Here is a 17,081-nt window from a genome sequence, read left to right as displayed (position 1 = left end):
CGCGACGACGTCGGTCGGTACGCCATGCCTCATCGAGCAACCTCGGCAACCTCTTTGGTTGTCCGCCCACCGTCGACCGACCGCTCCGGCGCCCCACGATTGACCACCCACGTGGCCCCGCAGGCCATTGCCAGTCCGAGAGCCGTTGTCCACGTGAACGGTTCGTCGTACATAGCCGTTCCCCACAGGGCGGTGACCGGCGGCATCAGGAACATCAGGGTGTTGACCGAGGTCACCCCCGATCGTCGGAGCAGCACCCAGTACAGGCCGTAGCCGCCGAGGGTCGACAGGAGGGTCAGCCACGCGATCGCCAGCCAGAACGTACCGGCCATCGGCGGCACGGCCACCCCCGCGACAACACTCGCGGCAGAGAAGATCACCGCCGATGCGCCACAGTGGATGGCGAGGATGACAGTGGGTGCTGGCGCGTCGATGACACGCCGCTCCAGGAAGGTCGCCACCACCAGACTCGCCATCCCGAGCAGCGGCACCAGGTAGGCCCACCACGGCGCCCCCGCAGACGACGAGGCGTCCGACCACGTCACCAGCACCACCCCGGCCGCACCGACCAGCAGACCCCACCATTGACGGCCACGTGTCACCGCGCCGAGGATCGGGCCCGCGAGTGCGGCGACCACCAACGGTTGCACACCGTCGATGAGCGCGGTGGTGCCGGTGCTGACCCCGAGTGAGATCGCCCAGTACACGGTCACGGTGTACCCGCACTGCGACAACACCCCGATCACCAACTGTGAACCGAACTGCCGCGGCGACATCGGTCGTACCCGTCGCCGACGGGACAGCACCCACACTGCCGCTCCGAGAACGGCGGCGATGATCAGGAACCGCCACATCAGGATCGTCAGGACCGACGCCTCGCCGGCTCCCAGTTTGGCTCCGATGAAGCCCGACGACCAGCACACGACGAAGACCGCGGACATCGCGAAGGTCAGCCACCTGCTGGGTATACCGATCGGTGAAGTGCGCATGCGGCCGACTTTACAGATCGGTGTAGTATTTGTCAGGTGACGACGACCCACGAGGTGGAATGGACCCCCAAGGCACGGCAGATCCTGCACGCCGCGTCCGGGTTGTTCTACGAGCGCGGAATCCATGCGGTCGGGGTGGACACCATCGCCGCTGAAGCCGGGGTCACCAAACGCACGCTGTACGACAGGTTCGGGTCGAAGGAACAGCTTGTCGTCGAGTACCTGCGGGCGCGTGACAAGGCGTGGAAGCTCTTATTACAGTCGCGGCTGGATGCCGCGCCGACCTCGCCCGCAGCCCAGCTCGCGGCCGTGTTCGACGCCACGCGCGACTGGTCCGCCGAACGCGGCCACAAGGGTTGCGCAATGATCAACGCGCACGCCGAGATCAGCGATCCGGACCATCCCGCGTATCCGATCATCGTGGGGCAGAAGCAGGAGATGCTCGAGCTCCTGACCCGCATCGCCGGCGCCACCCCAGCCCCCCGAGAAGTGGCGCGCCGACTGTTGATCCTGCACGAGGGTGCCCTCGTCAGCGCCGGCCTCGGCGTGGAGCCGGAGGCATTCGACATCACCCGCGATCTCGCGCTCCGCGTACTCGCCGACGCGATTTGACGATCTCTTAACGCGTTATTGTGTTCCGCTACAACGGGTTGCGGAGTAGATCTGGTCCGGTGACATTGTTCGACCAATTGCCCTCCCTACAAAGGATCACCGTGACCAGAACGTTCGACAGACAGATCTGGGGATCAACTCTGCGCGCCGCGGGCGCTGATGTGGTCGCCGGAGACATCTCGCTGCGCGAAGAATCGTTGCATCGCCGAATCGCTTTCTACCTCGACGACGACGGGCAACCGGTGTGTCAGTCGCTGTGCCCGACGTCGGCCTGGTTCCCGACGCTGGTGACCCGCCTCACGTCGGTCACCGTCACCCGCGGGCGCGCTGTCTTGCACGTCGATGCCTCGCTGCCGCTGCACTCGTCCCTGCTGGACGTCGCTTTCCCGGGCACACCCCTCGCCGGCGCGGCGATGGCCGACATCACGGTCGTCGACCTCTCCCGGCACCGCCGAACCCTGCACGCCGAACTCCCGGCGCATCTCGTCGTGACGGGCACGATCGCCCTGGCCCTGTCACCGGTGCAACAGACTCCGGCCCCTTCGACAGCAATCGAGGAGCCCACCGTCGTCACAACCTGAGCGATCGCGGACCGAACCCGGCGGGCAGAGGCCATAATCGCGGCATGCGAGCGGGTGCGGTGTCACGGCTTCTCCCTGGATGGGGTGTGTTCCGCTCGTACGACAGGTCGTGGCTCAAGGGAGACCTCGTCGCCGGCGTCGTGCTGACGGCGCTGCTCATCCCGGCGGGTATGGGGTATGCCGAGGTCGCAGGTCTACCACCGGTGACCGGTCTGTACGCGACGGTGATCCCCCTCCTCGTCTACGCGGTCGTGGGCCCCTCACGCATCCTCGTGCTCGGCCCCGACTCCTCGCTGGCACCGATCATCGCCGCATCGATCATTCCGTTGGCCGCCTTCGACGCCGAACGCGTCGCGCTCGCAGGCGTACTCGCCATCGAGGTCGGGCTGATCCTGGTGATCGGTGGCCTGCTCAAGCTCGGCTTCGTCACCGACCTGCTGTCCAAGCCCATCCGCATCGGCTACCTGAACGGGATCGCTCTGGTGGTCATCCTGAGTCAGCTGCCGAAACTGTTGGGATTCAGCGTCGACGGGGATTCTGTGCTCGAGGAGGCGACGGGCATCGTCACCGCGATCGGCGCGGGCGAGACGAGAGCACTGCCGTCGGCCATCGGCGTCACCTGTCTGGTCACCATCTTCGCGTTGCGTCTGTGGCGCAGAGCGATTCCCGGTGTCTTGATCGCCGTCGTGGGTGCGATCGCGGTCGTCGGGGCCTTCGGATGGTCTGACGATCTCCCGGTCGTCGGCGCGATGCCTCGTGGCCTGCCGTCACCGTCGCTGGAGGGGATCACCGTCGACGACGTGATCAGCCTGATCGGCCCGGCGGTGGGCATCGCGCTCATCGCGTTCGCCGACACCAGTGTGCTGTCACGGACATTCGCGGCGCGTGCCGGTGACACCGTCGACGGTAGCCAGGAGATGTCGGCCATCGGAACCGCCAACATCGCCACCGGATTCCTCAGCGGCTTCGCCATCTCGGCGTCGTCGTCACGCACACCGGTCGCCGAACAGGCCGGGGCCAAGACCCAGCTGGCCGCGGTCGTCGGTGCGCTGCTGATCATCGTCTTCATCTTCGCCGCCCCGGGGGTGACCGCCTATCTGCCGTCGGCCGCACTGGCCGCCGTGGTCATCGCCGCGGCGATCTCGCTCATCGACATCTCGGGGATCGTGAAGTTGTTCCGCGCCAACTGGGTCGAGGGAGCACTGTCGGTGGCGGCGTTCCTGGGCGTCGCGCTCATCGGTGTCCTGGAGGGCATCCTGATCGCGATCGGACTGTCGTTCATCGCCTTCGTGAATCTCGCCTGGCGCCCCTATCGGACCGAGCTGGGTCGGGTGCCCGGCCTCCGCGGCTACCACGACGTCACCCGCTACCCCACGGCTGAGCGAATCGAAGGAGTCCTCATCGTCCGCTTCGACGCCGCATTGTTCTTCGCCAACGGCGGCATCTTCGACGACTTCGTCCGCGGCAAGGTCAGGGAGGCGCGATCGGCTGGGAGGCGGGTGCACACAGTGATCGTCGCGGCGGAACCCATCGTCGACATCGACGCAACGGCTGTGGACGAACTCGTCGAGCTCGACGACTATCTCCGCTCGCACGGAATCACCCTCATCCTGGCGGAGATGAAAGATCCGGTGCGCGAACAACTTCGCCGCTACGACCTCCGTATCGACGGAAAGCCGCGGTTCGACGATTCGCGGTTCGCACCGACGACCGGTGCGAAGATCGACGAGATCACCGGGACCTGGCGCAGCGACATCGATCCGACGGAGCCGGGCCCCCGTGACGCCGGGGAAGAGTGGCGAAACGGGAGCCCGGACGACGATCGTCAGCTGTAGAAGGTGACGGTCTTGGTCTCGGTGGTTCCCGGCTCGCCCCAGTATCCGCGGATCACGGCCTTGTACTGGGTGTCCTCATACGCTGTCGCGAGGCTCCGGCAGGTGTTCCCCGCGTTGCCACCGGCGTAGGTGTTCCGCTCGGTGAAGTCGAAGCTCGGCCCCGGGCGACTGACCGCGGTCAATGTGACCCGCACCGTACGAACGCCTTCGGTGTTCCAGGCGAATGCGCAGAACCTGTCGCCGCCGTCGTCGTAGCTCGCTGTGCCGCCGTGGGTGCTGGTGGAGAACGAATTTGCCTGCGCTGCAGACGTTCCCAATACGGTCAGCACACCTGCGGCGCCGATCGAGATCGCGGCCATCGACATTGTGATTGCAGATCGTTTCATGCCGGCAACCCTAGGTGCGCTCATCGTCGTATCGGACGTGAACGACTCACTCTTCACCCACGCTTCACCAGCTGCTCGACATCGCGCCACGTCTCGCACGTTCCCGGGCAGTCGGTGATCTCACCGGCGCCGGTGACACATGCCCGTGACGGTCACCGTCCCGAGCGTGCGTGTCGCAGAGCGGATCCGGCCGCGTGGAAGCCGCACAACCCGTGGATGCCCGCGCCCGGCGGGGTGGCCTGAGAGCAGATGTACACCCCTCGAACACCGGTCGCGTACGGGTCGATCGCAGCGCGAGGGCGCAGAACGATCTGCAGCCCGTCGTTGGCTCCGCCGATGATGTCCCCGGTCGCGAAGTTGGGGTTGTAGGCCTGGAGCTGTCCGGTACTCCAACTGGTCGTCGCGACAACGCGGTCGCGGAAACCAGGCGCGAAACGCTCTATCTGCGCGACGATCTGCTCGGTCGCATCTCCGTCGAAACCGCGCGGCACGTGGGCGTAAGCATAGATCGGGTTGATCCCGCCGGCGCTGCGCGTGGGGTCGGCGACGTACTGCTGGCCCAGCAGTACAAACGGTCGAGCCACCGTCTTCCCCTCGGCGCGTTGCCTCTCGGTGTCTGCGATCTCGGCAAAGCTCCCGCCGAGGTGGACTGTTCCGGCGCGCGAACATGCGGCGTTGGTCCACGGGATGTCCCCGTCGATCGCGAAGTCGACCTTGAAGGCCGACGACCCGACCCGGTACCGACGGTACGACCGCCGGATACGCGCGGGCATCTCGTCGCCGTACAGCGAGAGTATCTGCGCCGGAGACAGATCCAGCATCGTGATGTCCGCGGGCGGGATGTCGGCTCGAGATCTCACACGAACACCGGTCTCTATCTTGCCGCCGCTGGCCTCGAGCGCCGCGACGACAGCCGCTGTGATGGCCCCCGAACCTCCCTCCGCGACCGGCCAACCGTACCGGTGTCCGCTGGCGGCGATCATCAGTCCGAGGGAGCCGGTGAGTGGTCGGTCCAACCGGGAGAACAGGTGCGCGGCGATCCCTCCGTAGAGCGCTCTGGCGCGTTCGGTGCGAAACCATCGCGCGAGGATCGTCGCGGGCAGAACTGCGCGAGGTCCGAAAGCAGCCAGGCGGAACGGATGACGAGGCACGTTGACGATCGGACGGAGCAGATCCTCACCGAGGTCGTCGAAATGTTCGGCCAGGTCGCCGAACATCGTGCGCCAGCGACCACCGTCTGCGCCGAGACCGTCTGCAGTCGTCGAAATCGACTGATACAACAGGCCTGCGTCGCCGGAGTCGAGCGGGTGGGCGCAGTCGATCTCGGGCCATTTCCACACCAGGCCGTGGCGCTCGAGCCCCACTTCGGACCAGAACGGCGAACCGACGGCCAGCGGGTGGAACGCCGAGCAGTGGTCGTGGATGACGCCGGGCACCGCGAGCTCGCCGGATCGGGCACCCCCGCCCACCGTGTCCGATGCCTCCAGCACCTGGACGTCGACGCCTTCACGGGCCAGATGAAGAGCCGCGGCGAGACCGTTGGGCCCGCCGCCCACCACGACGGCAGTGCTCACCGGCCGCCGCCTGCCATCGGGACACCGCGCGACGCCGCGCCGGAGTCGGACATCCGCGGTTTCCGCATCGCCCCAGGATCGTCGACCGCACGGCGGGCGTCAACGTCGCACTCGGTCCGGGGGATCAATGTGGCGCCGACGACGATGCTGCCGAGTAACCTGGGGTGAGCCCCGCGCCAGGACCCGATCCGCGCTCCACCACCGACTTTCGTCGTCACTCACCGAGGAAACGCCACCGATGACTTCGTCCTCGCACCAGAGTTCGTCGTCCGAGGGCATCGAACGCGCGGACCTCTCGGTGGCGCCATGGCGGGCGCTGCTCCCATGGCTGAACGGTTATCGTTCCGGTCCGGCGATCTCCGTCGACCTCGTCGCTGCCGACGGCGACGTGAGCGGCAACAGCTGGATCGAGTCGTCGCCTGCACGCACCATCGATCCCGCGGGACTCGACAGGTTCTGTGAACGCGTCGCCGATCGATATCTCCGGGATCGATCCGACAGGCGGTTGAGTCTCGACTTCCCCGTCGTGTCGCCCGACCTTCGGATCGACGACCTGCCCGCCGGCTCGGACACACGAAAAGCGCTGACTCGCACCATCGGCGACATGGAGAGCCTGCTCACCCACTCACCGATCGGTGTGATGGCGGAAGGCGTCGGCGCGTCGGCGATACACGAGACGATCGAGGCCTTCGTCCGACTGTCCGCGCTGACCGACCGTCCGGGGGTGGACGCGCAGGCGACTGCGGCGGTCAGCGATTTCGTGGAGTCACTGAACGGTCGCGAGCGCCTCGTGCTCGGCGACCGTGTGCTCGCGGCGCGTCCGAGCACCCAGTCGGAGTTGGCCGACATCATCGGGACATCCCGGGAGCGGGTGACCCAGATCGACCGAGCGATGCGCGCGCGCATCCGTCATCTCGTCGAGGCGAGTCCGGGTCTGGCGGACCTCGCCCGGGCCATCACCGACCGTGCGACGCCCGTGACCGACGCAGAAGGCATCTGTCACGCCGTTCCGTTGGCGAGCACCCCGGTGGGCGACACCGGCGCCGAGTTCTGGCGGCTCGCCGCCGTTGCGGCCGGACTCCGCGCAACCGACGAATGGATCATCCGGGGCTCGTTGCGGTCGGTGGCCGAGACAACGCGTTCCGTCGTGGGCGACGCGGCCTCACCCGAAGGGGCCGCCCCGGTGCACCGCGTCGCTGCGCAGCTCGGCCTCACCCGCGATGCGACACGACACTGGTTGAAGCGCACGGGCTTCGCATTGCTCGACGATCACGCCATCGCCGCGACCGCGTCGACCGGCGATCTCGTCGCAGCTGTTCTCGCTATCGCTGATGAACCACAGGATTTCGACCAGATCAGCGCGGCACTCACGGCATTTCCTCGCGCAGACGCCAGCATTCGCAACGCCCTCGTCGCCGACCCGCGGATCATCAAGACCGATCGCACCCATTACGGGCTCGTTCGATGGGGCGGGACCCGCTACGAACCGGTTCATGTCCAGATCGGCAAGATCGTCGACGCCCGAGGTGGACGGGTTCCGCTCGACGACATCGTCGCAGTCATCCGCAACCGCTACGACGTGAGCGCCGCCAGCATCCGGGCGTACGCGGGCGCAGGCGAGTTCATGACCTCGAACGGAGTTGTCAGCCGACGCGAACGCCCCTTCCGTCCCCGCAAGACCCCGGCGCGGACGCGAGGATTGTTCCGCGACGGCGAGACGACCCACTGGGCGACGACCATCACCGGCGCGCAGGTCCGCGGATCGAACTTCAACATCCCCAGTGCGCTCGCCGGTCTCATCGGCGTCCGACCCGGAACGCCCGTGACTCTCGACTCACGGCTCGGGCCGCAGTCGTTCGTATGGGCTTCTGTGCAAGCACGATCGGGCTCGATCAACCGGTTCGTCGCCGACATGGGCCTCGCCGACGGCGACCCGGTGTTCCTCGACTTCGCGCCGAATCGATTCGACGTCCGACGCGCAGGCACCCGGAGCCGCTCGATCGCCGCGGCCATCCTCGATCAGCTCGGCCGTAGGCCGCAACGGGTGACGCGGTCCGAGATCGCCGACGTTCTGATCGAATCTCTCTGGTTGCCAGATGGTTCGGGAATCGAAGCGGTCATCGAGCAATTGCGGCTCCGAAAGGACACCACTCTGCTCGAGCTCGTCGAGAAGTGGCAGTCCTCCTCACGACGCGGCGGATAGCGTCCACGAGGGCGCGCCGAACGGGGCGTCGACGCAGACACACGCGCCCGCCGCCGCGCAGGCCATGATGACGATCATCGTCTCGCGACTGTCGAGTGTCCCCCGGATCGGAACGCGTGTGCCCCGACGAATCCTCCCGGCGCGCACGATGTCACGCGCCTCACGCAGCAGGTCCGCTATGGGTTCGACGCTACCGGCGGAGTGGTCGGAGACGAGCCCGCCCACCGGGGCAAGGTGCGCTCGACTCCCGAGGTCGACAAGGGTGAAGCCGTCGGCGACGTCGTAGAACGGATAGAACGCGTCCGCGGGCACAACGGCTTCGACGATGTCTTCCAGAGTCGTCCCGTGGTCGGCGTGGGCGAGCAAGAAACCGATCTCGAGGTCTCGGATGACCTCCGTCACCGTCGATGTCGACAGGTCGATCGGAACGACCACCGCGCCGAGGTCGACGAGCGAGTGCCACGCGAGGACGAACTCCCAGCCGGTGCGGATCGCCAGGCCGACTCGAATGCCCGGTTCCAGACCGCACATTCGTAGCTCGCCTGACATCCACCCGGCCGACTCGGCGAAGCGCTCGAAGTCGATGACGGCGTCACCTGCATGCACTGCCGCGCGGAGTCCGTGGGTGCGCTGCGCCTCATCGAGCAACGAGGGTGGTGCTACCGGAGGTCTCACGCCGAGTTAGGTTACCTTTACCTCACCCAAACTTGTCAACCCGCTCTACTTAGCTTTTCACTAATCTCCCGTTTAGGGTACGTTCAGCTCGCGCTGGCCATGTCGACGCACCGCTCAGGTAGCGGCGACGGCCGCGTTCAACTTCGACGCGTGACGCGACTTCCGGCGTCGACGAGAAGAACGAGGAGAGCACGAGAGATGACACAACGAACCCTGCGGGCCGTCGGATTGTCCGCACTCATCGGCGGATCGGTGTCGGCCGCACTGCTTGCCGGCGCCGCGTCGGCCGGGGCGGACGCCTTCGTCCGACTTCCGGACGGCACCGCCACCGGCGAGGGCATCCGCATCGTCCGGTCCGACGAGAGCGCACGCGTCTCGGCGTCGATGGCCGCCAACGGCGTGTCACGCACGACCTGGGTCAGCGGCCAGATCACCCTGTACGCACCCCACCTGAAGCCCGCCAAGGCCGGTCCGAGTGCCGGTGCCGCCGGTGAAACCACGCTGCCGGGCAGCAACGGCACCGCGACCAACGGCGCGGCCGCAACCCTGTCGACCGGCTACATCGTCGGGTGCCAGGTGAACATCAAGGGCCTGCAAGGTGGGCTGTCCGGAACGATCACTCCCACCGCTCCGACGGTGTCGGGCAGCCTGACCGTCCCACTGGCCGCCGGTGACGTGACATTCGTGGTGCTGACCAGCAAGAACATCGAGAAGCCCGGCACCTACCACCTCGGCTACGACGATGCCCAGATCGATGTCCAGAACTGTGGCGGGTATGCGCAGGCACGCGCGTTCACCACGATCGAGACGACCGGCGAGGTGCATCAGAAGGTGAATCTCTACGGCAAGCCGTTCTCGATCGGCTGATATCGCCGTTTCCTTCCCACAACCGTTGCATCACAATTACATTCGCCGAATCGAGGCTCTCATGACCATCACCGGACAACGACTCCGACGCGCCACCCTCGCCGGAACCGCGGTCGCCTGCGCGACACTGTTCCCCCTGACGGTCGGCGCCACCGCAGACGCCGACACGACGACCAAGCTGCCGGGGCAGACACTGACGAAGAAGCTCGCCGACGGCACGACCGTCACCATCACCCGCTCCAACGAGTCCGCACGCGTGAACCCGTCGATGGGCGGTACGCCTCTGCACCGGAATGCCTGGGTCTCAGGCAAATACACGGTGTCGAGCTCCGATCCGGCCGCGCAGCTCGGCGTCGCCGCCGGATACGTCGTCGGTTGCCAGCTCACCCTCGGCGGCAATTCCACCACCAAGGGCGGCGGCACCGCACCGCAGTACGACCTGCAGAGCGCCACCGTCACCGCCGAAACCGGCGCCGGAGTGACCATCGGACCGGGCCAGGCAGCCAACTACGTGATCAACGACCGCGAGTACAAGGACGCCTTCGGCGCCGCGGGACACTCCTCTTCGATCAGCTTCACCGGCGGCAAGGGCACTCTCGCCTACACCAACGAGACCATGATGGTGAACGGTTGCGCCGGCTACGCCCAGGCACGGTCGTACGCCAAGATCAGCATCGCCACCGAGCGCGCGACGCAGAGCGTCACCCTGTGGGGCAAGCCCTTCAGCCTCGGCTGACGGGGAGTTCGCCTACTGATCACGTTGCGTGTATTTCCCGGCTTCCGGATTGAAACGCAACGCGATTGGGCGATCACCTACCCAAGAATCGTTACCCCCGGGGGAAGCCCCAGCCAGGGGTGACGGGTCGTTTCGACCCTCTCACAACAACCACTGGTCACGCCTTGGCGTGGCCAGTGGTTGTGTGGCGGGCACAGTGCGACGCAGTGTTGTTCACCGCACGGTTCAGGCCGACTCCATTGTCAGGACAGGAACTGCGGATGAATCACGGAGACTGAGGAACACAACTCTACCTAGCGGGGAATTTCGTCCACAACGGACCGAGTGAAGCTTAGTGCCCGCTGACATATCGCTGCGGTGTTGGTTCCGCGCTTTGTATAGTCGTTGACCGCAGTTACTACTACCGCTTTCCCGGAAACAAGGTAGGTCGCGCAACGATACTTGGTCATCGATCCAATTGCGACTCTGCGGCCATCTATCGAAGTATCCGCGAGCCACTGCATTCCAGCAGCGTTCCGCCCTTTATAACCGGTCAGATCAAACTCGCCTGGAAGAAGATTCGCAACGAACTGCTCTGCAATTATGCGTGGTTCGCCGGCCGCCTTCCATGAACAACCACGAGCCGTCTGGCGGTCTGATTTGGCCACGTCAGCAACAGACCGTTCATCGAGACCGTTTGCTCTCAAAGTCTCACCAGTCACAGCAGTGCAGGATTCGTAACTCGTGCCGTCGTTGTTAGCATTCCAGCGATTCGGGAAATTTGTAGCAAACGGCAGTACGTTCCCCGATGCATCGGTTTGACGAACTGGCACTGACGACGAGGAGGCAGGAATCAAGGGGTCTCGGTTCGCAACAGGTTGCCCTTCAACTGCGCATCCAGTAGCAGACAAGCCGACCACGGCTGCTGCAAGCAGCATAGAGCTTCGCGTAAGAGGCACGATTTCAGATCTCGATACCTTTGGCGCCAGAAAGATCGGCGTCCGCTAGCGCTCTTAGCGCGGTGTGACACTTTCGCGCTAGCTCCTCCGCGCTATCCGATTGCTGTTCAACGGTCTCCACCAACGCCCGCACTGAAAAGCGCAGCGCCTCGTAGAGGCCGTCCCCCTCCACGCAGTGGCCGAAATAGTTGCCGTCGAGGACTGCCTGAAGATCCATCGCGGCTGTTCGAAGCGACTCCGCCGCATCCCCAGCCACAGCCGCGCGACGTTCCCATTGGGTGCGCTCCGAGCGGAGGACGTAGGCGCGGGCGGGTGGGATCGGGGTCGGGGCGGGGCCGGGTAACGATTGGTCCGGGTACGGTGCGGTCACTGCTCCCCCTCGCGCGCTCGTGGTGGCTCCCCAGCCACATCGGGGAACAGACTAACCCGTCGTGCGGTGATCGTCGCCAGCCGAGCGCTCGCTGTGTATCAGCCCGGGGTGGACTCCAGATACGACAATGGCCTCCCGTCTGCGAAGACGGGAGGCCATTCTCTGGCGGTGGCGGAGGGATTTGAACCCTCGGTACGGGGTTACCGCACACAGCATTTCGAGTGCTGCACCTTCGGCCGCTCGGACACGCCACCGCCGAAGACTGTACCGCAGTCAGTCGGTCAGGCTTAAATTGCCTGGTCAGAGTGGCCGTATCGGGTGCAGCGAGACTCTAGTGGCCGGTCAGCTTGTTCTTGACGTCGTCGACCTTGCCCTTGACGGCGTCGGCGGCGTCGGCGATCTTCTGCTTGCCCTGGGCCTGCGCCTGATCGCCCTTGCCCTCGTTCTTGAGGTCGTCGTTGTCGGTGAGGCTGCCGGCGGCTTCCTTGCCGCGGCCCTTGAGCTCTTCGGCCTTGTTCTGTGCGTCGTCAGTGGTTCCCATGAAGCCTCCTCGTTAGGGTTCGGCCCATCGGCCGAGTGGAAGTGCTCGGCGACGTTCGTCGCGCCATGGCTCGACGCCACCGCCGCCGCTCAGGAGCTGACTCCTGTTTCCCACCGTGCCACAGACCGTATGGGTCTGCAGAACCGCAGGTCAGCGGCTGTTGAACTTCTGGGACACCTCGTTGATCTTGTCCTTGGCCGTGCTGAACGCCTCTTGGACCTTCTCGTTCTCGGCCAGCTCGTTCAGCTTGTCCTTGGCGGTACCGAGGGCGTCCTGGACCTGCTTGCTCTCCACGAACTCGTCGATCTTGTCGCGGGCGGTCCCCAGTGCTTCCTGCACCTTGCCGCTCTCGGCGAACTCGTTGATCTTGGTCTTGGCGGTGTCGAAGGCGGCGCTCACCTTGTCGGCGGGTTCGGTCATGACTGCTCCTCGCAGGTCGGGGACTCTCGACTCCAATCTGCCAGAGCGGCCCGACGCCGACCATCGGTCAGGACCCTGAGATCTCACCGATCTTCAGCGCCACCGACCCCGAGGGTGTGGGTCAGTGGTCGCGGCGTGCCGCGAAGAAGTCGACCATCAGGGCGCGACATTCGTCCTCGAGCACGCCGCCCTTCACCTGCGGCCGATGCGAGAGCCGGGGATCGCGTACGACGTCCCACAACGAGCCCACAGCGCCCGTCTTGGGCTCCCAGGCGCCGAACACGAGGGCCTCCACCCTGGCCAGGGTGATGGCCCCGGCGCACATCGTGCACGGCTCGACCGTGACCGCGATGGTGCAACCCGGCAATCGCCAGCCGTCACCGAAGGCCCGGGCCGCGGCGCGCAGCGCGAGCACTTCGGCGTGGGCGGTCGGGTCCCCGTCGGCTTCACGACGGTTGGCCGCCCGCGCGAGCTCGACTCCCTCGGGGTCGAACACGACAGCCCCGATGGGGACGTCGTCGGATCCGGAGAGCGCCGCCGCATCGAGCGCGGAACGGATCATCGATTCCCAGCGGCGCGAACTCATCGGGTGGTTGCCGACGTACCCGGTCAGTGGCCGAGCGAGTCGAGGACCTTACCCAGCTCGTCCGCGAAGCCCAGTCGGGCCGCGATCATCCCGAGCTGCTCGTCGGCGTACAGATCGGTGTCCCCGACGATGATGCTCATGACCGCGTCGGGCAGACCCAGATCGGCGAGCACGCCGAGGTCTCCCTCTTCCCACGGGTCGATCTGATCGAGTTCGTCCGGGTCGATGTCCGGCACCTCGACGTTCAGCGCGTCGAGGACGTCGACGGCGATGTCGTAGTCCACCGAGGCGGTGGCGTCGGACAACAGCAGATGAGCGCCCGACGGGGCGGGGCGGATGATGACGAAGAACTCGTCGTCGACGTCGAGCAGTCCGAACACGGCGCCAGCCGAACGCAGCTCACGCAATTGCGTCTCGGCGTCTTCGAGATCGGTCAGGGCGGACGGCTTGAGCGCCGACACCTTCCACCCGCCCTCGTCGCGGACCACCGCCACGGCAAAACCGTCGATGTCGTCGTCCGCGTCCTGCGCGTTCGACCCCGACTTCCCAAATCCGGCACCGGCCATGCAGCAAACCGTAGCCCCTATCACCTGTACTCCCAAGTCCCGGTTCACCGGTCCCGACCGGTGTGGGAACGTGTCAGGGTGACTGCCGACCCGTCATCCAACTCCCCCGTCCTCGCGAAACCGGTGTGCGTGCTGGGTCTCGGTCTGATCGGCGGGTCGCTGCTACGCGCGCTGCACGACGCCGGGCACGAAGCGTTCGGCTACAACCGATCCGCTGCCACCGTCGACGCCGCCACCCGGGACGGTTACGACGCGTCGTCGAATCTCGTTGCCACACTTGAACGTGCAGCCATCTCGGACGCACTGCTGGTGCTCGCGACCCCGGTGACGACGATCGAGCCGCTGGTGACCGCCATCGCCGAACACGCGCCGAACGTCCTGCTAACAGACGTCATCAGCGTCAAGCAGGAAGTGGAGCGGGTGATCGGCCGGCTGCACCCGAACGGACGGTACGTCGGCGGACATCCGATGGCGGGAACGAACCGCTCCGGGTGGTCGGCGACCGACGCCACGCTCTTCGACGGTGCGATGTGGGCGGTGACCACCACCGACGAGACCCGTGCGGCGGACTGGTTACCGGTCGCATCGCTTGCGGTGGCGGTCGGCTCGCGGGTGGTACCCGTCGCGCCGGACGCGCATGACCGCGCCGCAGCCGCGATCTCGCACCTACCCCACCTCACCGCCGCGGTGACCGCTGCTGTCGGCGCAGGCGAGAGCGGCCTCGCGCTGCGCCTGGCCGCAGGCAGCTTCCGAGACGGAACCCGGGTCGCCGGCACCGCACCCGATCTGCAGCGCGCGATGATCGAGGCGAACGGCATCGCCGTGCTCAACGTTCTCAGCGAGACCATCGACCGACTCGTTGCCGCGCGCGACGAGCTACGCGATTCCGGAACCGTCGAGGTACTCATCGACGACGGGCACCGCGCACGGTCGGCCTACGAGCAGTTGCATTCCGGCACCGCCGAGGTCATCTCTGGTGTCGAGATCGGCGACGGAGGCTGGCAGCAAGAACTGCGTCGACAGGCCCACCAGGGTCGGGTGTGGGTGGGGTGAGGTAGCGAGCGGCTCCTCAGACCCGGCGCGCGAGACCCGGATAGTCGACGACGAACCCGTTGTCGTCGACGGTGATGGTGGTGGTCGCCAGCGGCGACACGACCTCGAAACCGCCCTGAACCGCGGTGTAGGACATCGTCGCCGACTTCACCTCACCACTCGGCAGATACATGTAGGCGACCGGGACCTCGACGGCCTTGGCCGACGCGGCCGAGACATCGCCGCGACGGATCGGCAGGGAATTGAACATGGGTGACAGGGCAAGCTCGACGTCCTGCGCACCGTCGAAGTCCGATCGGGTGGTCTCCCCGTCCGGGCGGCGGATCAACCACGTGCCCTCGTCATCACGGGTGATGCCGAACTGGGTCTCCCCGTCCGCACGCACCAGGTGCACCGTCAGGCGCTTGACGACACCGGCATCGGTGGTCTGCAACTCATACGACGCCGAGAACGCCTCGTGGTCGGCGGTCGCGGCGGCGATGATCCGGCCGTACGCCTTGAGTCGGGTGCCGGACACGACCAGGCGGACCTGCTCGAGTCGATCGGTGTCTTCGCCGCGCCACGTGAGCATCGTCTTGAACTCGTCGTTGGCGGCGGAGGTCTGCCCGCTGTCTGGGGCTGATTGCGGAGAACTCACGTGACCAAGGTAGCGAGCCGGGCCGCCGATCACACATCGGACGAGCAGGTCATCCCGGTGACACGCCGAATCCGAGGGAACGAAATGCCGAACATCAGGCGATGCAGGACGCCGTTCGACGAGACGACGTCGGGGTCACCGTGTCTTCCACGACCACCTCGCCGTCGACGGTGATGGAGCAACTCACAGTGCTGCCCGTGCCCGCGATCACCAGGAGACGCAGCGGGTTCATTCCCCCGGTGAACTCGACGGTCCATGGATTCCTCGGCGCGAAATCCGATCGCAACCCCGCATCGTCGACGTAGAGGATCGTGGCCTGCCCGTCGATCGTGACCTCGTACGTCACCGGCTTGTTCTGTGGATCGATCCGCTCGCCGGGCCCGCCGGGGAGGTTGCCACCCGGGTCTTGCGGGGTCAGGCTCGGCGGTTCGAAGGTGCGCGGGATCGGCATCGTGTCGGTGATGAGGGGCGGGTCGGCGACGACTTCGTCGGGTTCCGAGCCACGAAGTCCGGCGAAACCGAGCACCGCGATCACCACCAAGACCACCATCCCGAGGGACAGCATCAGTGTTGCGGTGGACAGCTTCGGCAAGCCGGAGGTGGAGCCGGCGCTCGATGCCTCCGCCTCTCGCGCGGCAGCGGCGGCCCGATGCTGCTCGGCTCGCTCAGCGCGCTCGGCGGCGTTCAGCTCCGTGTTCGTCGGCTGGCCGGGACGGAACATCGGCGTGCCGTCGGCGGCGTAGCCGAGTGGCGGATACAGCCGCGACGACTCGGGCTGTCCGTAGGCGTCGTACGGGCCGCCGGCGTACCCCTGCGCGATTCGGGTCGGTCCGTGCGGACCGTCGGTGCGCCGCGGTTCAGTGACACCCGGGTTCGGCCCGCCGTACGGCTGTCCCATCGTCGGCCTCCGGTCGAGATCTCTGTCGTCGTCGACGACGTCGGGAGCCCCGGGTACGTCCCGGGAGGCGGTCGCGTCGTCAGTCCTCCCCATCGACCTTACGGCGCGTCGCAGCGACCGCACCCACGCACGACGATGAAGCCGCAGGACCGCGGCGATAGGACGCCTACACGAACCGGTTGGGTGAATGACCCGCGCTGGTGACTCTCGGACCTCCGGCGAGCGACCACCCGACGATCAGATCGGGCTGATTCGACCACCGGACTCCGAGATGACTCCGGGATCGGCTGCACAGCAACAGACCTCATGGGGCGAAGTTCGGCACCGAGTGACCAGGGTTCCGCGTGGCCGCGCTGCCGCCCCACCCCCGATACACGGGGGCGGCAGCCCCCTGACAAGCCCCACCGATCGAAGTTCACTGTCGTGAACTGAAAGTACTTTCACATACTGGGCAGCCGCCCGCAATACTTCGGCCGTGCAACGGCACAAGTGACATCAGGGTCCGGTTCACCTGCGAGTGACGCTCTCTGATCCCCTTTCACCATAAGCCCTGGACGGGGGCTTGCCGCAAGGCCCCCTGAACGGTGCAGAATCGCTGTCTCACCTGCCGAGAG

Annotated in this window: 19 protein-coding genes and 1 tRNA gene; 7 read left to right on the top strand and 13 right to left on the bottom strand. The window is 66.4% G+C overall.

Going from position 1 to position 17,081, the window contains the following annotated elements:
- Positions 1-29 precede the first annotated feature (29 nt).
- The gene (locus ACSUZC_RS01660; RefSeq protein ID WP_439031206.1) at positions 30-989 is read right to left on the bottom strand and encodes a DMT family transporter; all 960 of its coding nucleotides are present in this window, start codon (positions 987-989) and stop codon (positions 30-32) included.
- A 27-nt stretch (positions 990-1,016) separates the two neighbouring features.
- On the opposite strand from ACSUZC_RS01660, the gene ACSUZC_RS01655 reads away from it, so the two are divergent.
- The 3 genes from ACSUZC_RS01655 to ACSUZC_RS01645 all read left to right on the top strand — a co-directional run bounded on the left by ACSUZC_RS01655 (position 1,017) and on the right by ACSUZC_RS01645 (position 4,017).
- Entirely contained in the window at positions 1,017-1,601 is a 585-nt protein-coding gene (locus ACSUZC_RS01655; RefSeq protein ID WP_439033238.1) for a TetR/AcrR family transcriptional regulator, read from the top strand.
- A gap of 101 nt (positions 1,602-1,702) precedes the next feature.
- The gene (locus ACSUZC_RS01650; RefSeq protein WP_439031205.1) at positions 1,703-2,182 is read left to right on the top strand and encodes a hypothetical protein; all 480 of its coding nucleotides are present in this window, start codon (positions 1,703-1,705) and stop codon (positions 2,180-2,182) included.
- 44 nt (positions 2,183-2,226) lie between these two features.
- Positions 2,227-4,017 carry a SulP family inorganic anion transporter gene (locus ACSUZC_RS01645; protein ID WP_439031204.1) on the top strand — a complete coding sequence of 597 codons (1,791 nt, stop codon included), beginning with the start codon at positions 2,227-2,229 and terminating at the stop codon, positions 4,015-4,017.
- On the opposite strand, the gene ACSUZC_RS01640 is transcribed toward ACSUZC_RS01645, so the two are convergent.
- Together ACSUZC_RS01640 and ACSUZC_RS01635 are read right to left on the bottom strand one after the other, a co-directional pair.
- A complete protein-coding gene (locus ACSUZC_RS01640; RefSeq protein ID WP_439031203.1) occupies positions 4,008-4,403 on the bottom strand; it encodes a hypothetical protein in 396 nt (131 codons plus the stop codon). The two genes, ACSUZC_RS01645 and ACSUZC_RS01640, sit on opposite strands and share 10 nt — an antisense overlap.
- A gap of 152 nt (positions 4,404-4,555) precedes the next feature.
- Positions 4,556-5,977 carry a phytoene desaturase family protein gene (locus ACSUZC_RS01635; RefSeq protein WP_439031202.1) on the bottom strand — a complete coding sequence of 474 codons (1,422 nt, stop codon included), beginning with the start codon at positions 5,975-5,977 and terminating at the stop codon, positions 4,556-4,558.
- Between the two features lie 238 nt (positions 5,978-6,215).
- Between ACSUZC_RS01635 and ACSUZC_RS01630 the strand changes: the two genes are divergently transcribed.
- Entirely contained in the window at positions 6,216-8,180 is a 1,965-nt protein-coding gene (locus ACSUZC_RS01630) for a sigma factor-like helix-turn-helix DNA-binding protein (protein ID WP_439031201.1), read from the top strand.
- Here ACSUZC_RS01630 and ACSUZC_RS01625 read toward each other — a convergent pair.
- Positions 8,163-8,855, bottom strand: a complete 693-nt coding sequence (locus tag ACSUZC_RS01625) for an AMP-binding protein (protein ID WP_439031200.1) — start codon at positions 8,853-8,855, stop codon at positions 8,163-8,165. The genes ACSUZC_RS01630 and ACSUZC_RS01625 overlap by 18 nt on opposite strands.
- A gap of 198 nt (positions 8,856-9,053) precedes the next feature.
- Between ACSUZC_RS01625 and ACSUZC_RS01620 the strand changes: the two genes are divergently transcribed.
- Positions 9,054-9,722 carry an MspA family porin gene (locus ACSUZC_RS01620; protein WP_439031199.1) on the top strand — a complete coding sequence of 223 codons (669 nt, stop codon included), beginning with the start codon at positions 9,054-9,056 and terminating at the stop codon, positions 9,720-9,722.
- Between the two features lie 61 nt (positions 9,723-9,783).
- On the top strand, positions 9,784-10,458 hold the full coding sequence (locus tag ACSUZC_RS01615; protein WP_439031198.1) for an MspA family porin: 675 nt from the start codon (positions 9,784-9,786) through the stop codon (positions 10,456-10,458).
- 293 nt (positions 10,459-10,751) lie between these two features.
- On the opposite strand, the gene ACSUZC_RS01610 is transcribed toward ACSUZC_RS01615, so the two are convergent.
- The 7 genes from ACSUZC_RS01610 to ACSUZC_RS01580 all read right to left on the bottom strand — a co-directional run bounded on the left by ACSUZC_RS01610 (position 10,752) and on the right by ACSUZC_RS01580 (position 13,879).
- The gene (locus tag ACSUZC_RS01610) at positions 10,752-11,375 is read right to left on the bottom strand and encodes a DUF3558 family protein (protein ID WP_439031197.1); all 624 of its coding nucleotides are present in this window, start codon (positions 11,373-11,375) and stop codon (positions 10,752-10,754) included.
- Between the two features lie 25 nt (positions 11,376-11,400).
- Complete coding sequence (locus ACSUZC_RS01605) at positions 11,401-11,613, bottom strand: hypothetical protein (protein WP_439031196.1); 213 nt, start codon at positions 11,611-11,613, stop codon at positions 11,401-11,403.
- Between the two features lie 316 nt (positions 11,614-11,929).
- Positions 11,930-12,020 (bottom strand) — tRNA-Ser (locus ACSUZC_RS01600).
- A gap of 77 nt (positions 12,021-12,097) precedes the next feature.
- Complete coding sequence (locus ACSUZC_RS01595; protein WP_439031195.1) at positions 12,098-12,307, bottom strand: CsbD family protein; 210 nt, start codon at positions 12,305-12,307, stop codon at positions 12,098-12,100.
- Between the two features lie 150 nt (positions 12,308-12,457).
- Positions 12,458-12,727 carry a hypothetical protein gene (locus tag ACSUZC_RS01590; RefSeq protein WP_439031194.1) on the bottom strand — a complete coding sequence of 90 codons (270 nt, stop codon included), beginning with the start codon at positions 12,725-12,727 and terminating at the stop codon, positions 12,458-12,460.
- A gap of 121 nt (positions 12,728-12,848) precedes the next feature.
- Positions 12,849-13,313 carry a nucleoside deaminase gene (locus tag ACSUZC_RS01585; protein ID WP_439031193.1) on the bottom strand — a complete coding sequence of 155 codons (465 nt, stop codon included), beginning with the start codon at positions 13,311-13,313 and terminating at the stop codon, positions 12,849-12,851.
- A 23-nt stretch (positions 13,314-13,336) separates the two neighbouring features.
- Complete coding sequence (locus ACSUZC_RS01580; RefSeq protein WP_439031192.1) at positions 13,337-13,879, bottom strand: tRNA adenosine deaminase-associated protein; 543 nt, start codon at positions 13,877-13,879, stop codon at positions 13,337-13,339.
- A gap of 78 nt (positions 13,880-13,957) precedes the next feature.
- Here ACSUZC_RS01580 and ACSUZC_RS01575 point away from each other — a divergent pair, with 78 nt between their 5' ends.
- Positions 13,958-14,932, top strand: coding sequence for a prephenate dehydrogenase (locus ACSUZC_RS01575; RefSeq protein ID WP_439031191.1), 975 nt, complete (start codon positions 13,958-13,960; stop codon positions 14,930-14,932).
- Positions 14,933-14,948: 16 nt separating this feature from the next.
- Here the strand turns inward: ACSUZC_RS01575 and ACSUZC_RS01570 are convergent, their stop codons facing one another.
- Both ACSUZC_RS01570 and ACSUZC_RS01565 read right to left on the bottom strand, forming a co-directional pair.
- Entirely contained in the window at positions 14,949-15,602 is a 654-nt protein-coding gene (locus ACSUZC_RS01570; RefSeq protein ID WP_439031190.1) for a putative glycolipid-binding domain-containing protein, read from the bottom strand.
- Between the two features lie 61 nt (positions 15,603-15,663).
- Complete coding sequence (locus tag ACSUZC_RS01565) at positions 15,664-16,560, bottom strand: hypothetical protein (RefSeq protein ID WP_439031189.1); 897 nt, start codon at positions 16,558-16,560, stop codon at positions 15,664-15,666.
- Positions 16,561-17,081: the final 521 nt, after the last annotated feature.

The organism is Gordonia terrae, from assembly GCF_051789125.1.
GTDB lineage: Bacteria > Actinomycetota > Actinomycetes > Mycobacteriales > Mycobacteriaceae > Gordonia > Gordonia terrae_A.
Note: the sequence above shows the minus strand (reverse complement) of the source record. Positions and strands in the feature narration are given on the sequence as shown.

Excerpts from the sequence above, each read along its gene's own strand:
- ACSUZC_RS01660 (WP_439031206.1), bottom strand. The coding sequence starts at position 989 with ATGCGCACTTCACCGATCGGTATACCCAGCAGGTGGCTGACCTTCGCG.
- ACSUZC_RS01645 (WP_439031204.1), top strand. The coding sequence starts at position 2,227 with ATGCGAGCGGGTGCGGTGTCACGGCTTCTCCCTGGATGGGGTGTGTTC.
- ACSUZC_RS01640 (WP_439031203.1), bottom strand. The coding sequence starts at position 4,403 with ATGAAACGATCTGCAATCACAATGTCGATGGCCGCGATCTCGATCGGC.
- ACSUZC_RS01630 (WP_439031201.1), top strand. The coding sequence starts at position 6,216 with ATGACTTCGTCCTCGCACCAGAGTTCGTCGTCCGAGGGCATCGAACGC.
- ACSUZC_RS01620 (WP_439031199.1), top strand. The coding sequence starts at position 9,054 with ATGACACAACGAACCCTGCGGGCCGTCGGATTGTCCGCACTCATCGGC.
- ACSUZC_RS01615 (WP_439031198.1), top strand. The coding sequence starts at position 9,784 with ATGACCATCACCGGACAACGACTCCGACGCGCCACCCTCGCCGGAACC.
- ACSUZC_RS01610 (WP_439031197.1), bottom strand. The coding sequence starts at position 11,375 with ATGCTGCTTGCAGCAGCCGTGGTCGGCTTGTCTGCTACTGGATGCGCA.
- ACSUZC_RS01605 (WP_439031196.1), bottom strand. The coding sequence starts at position 11,613 with ATGGATCTTCAGGCAGTCCTCGACGGCAACTATTTCGGCCACTGCGTG.
- ACSUZC_RS01595 (WP_439031195.1), bottom strand. The coding sequence starts at position 12,307 with ATGGGAACCACTGACGACGCACAGAACAAGGCCGAAGAGCTCAAGGGC.
- ACSUZC_RS01590 (WP_439031194.1), bottom strand. The coding sequence starts at position 12,727 with ATGACCGAACCCGCCGACAAGGTGAGCGCCGCCTTCGACACCGCCAAG.
- ACSUZC_RS01585 (WP_439031193.1), bottom strand. The coding sequence starts at position 13,313 with ATGAGTTCGCGCCGCTGGGAATCGATGATCCGTTCCGCGCTCGATGCG.
- ACSUZC_RS01580 (WP_439031192.1), bottom strand. The coding sequence starts at position 13,879 with ATGGCCGGTGCCGGATTTGGGAAGTCGGGGTCGAACGCGCAGGACGCG.
- ACSUZC_RS01565 (WP_439031189.1), bottom strand. The coding sequence starts at position 16,560 with ATGGGGAGGACTGACGACGCGACCGCCTCCCGGGACGTACCCGGGGCT.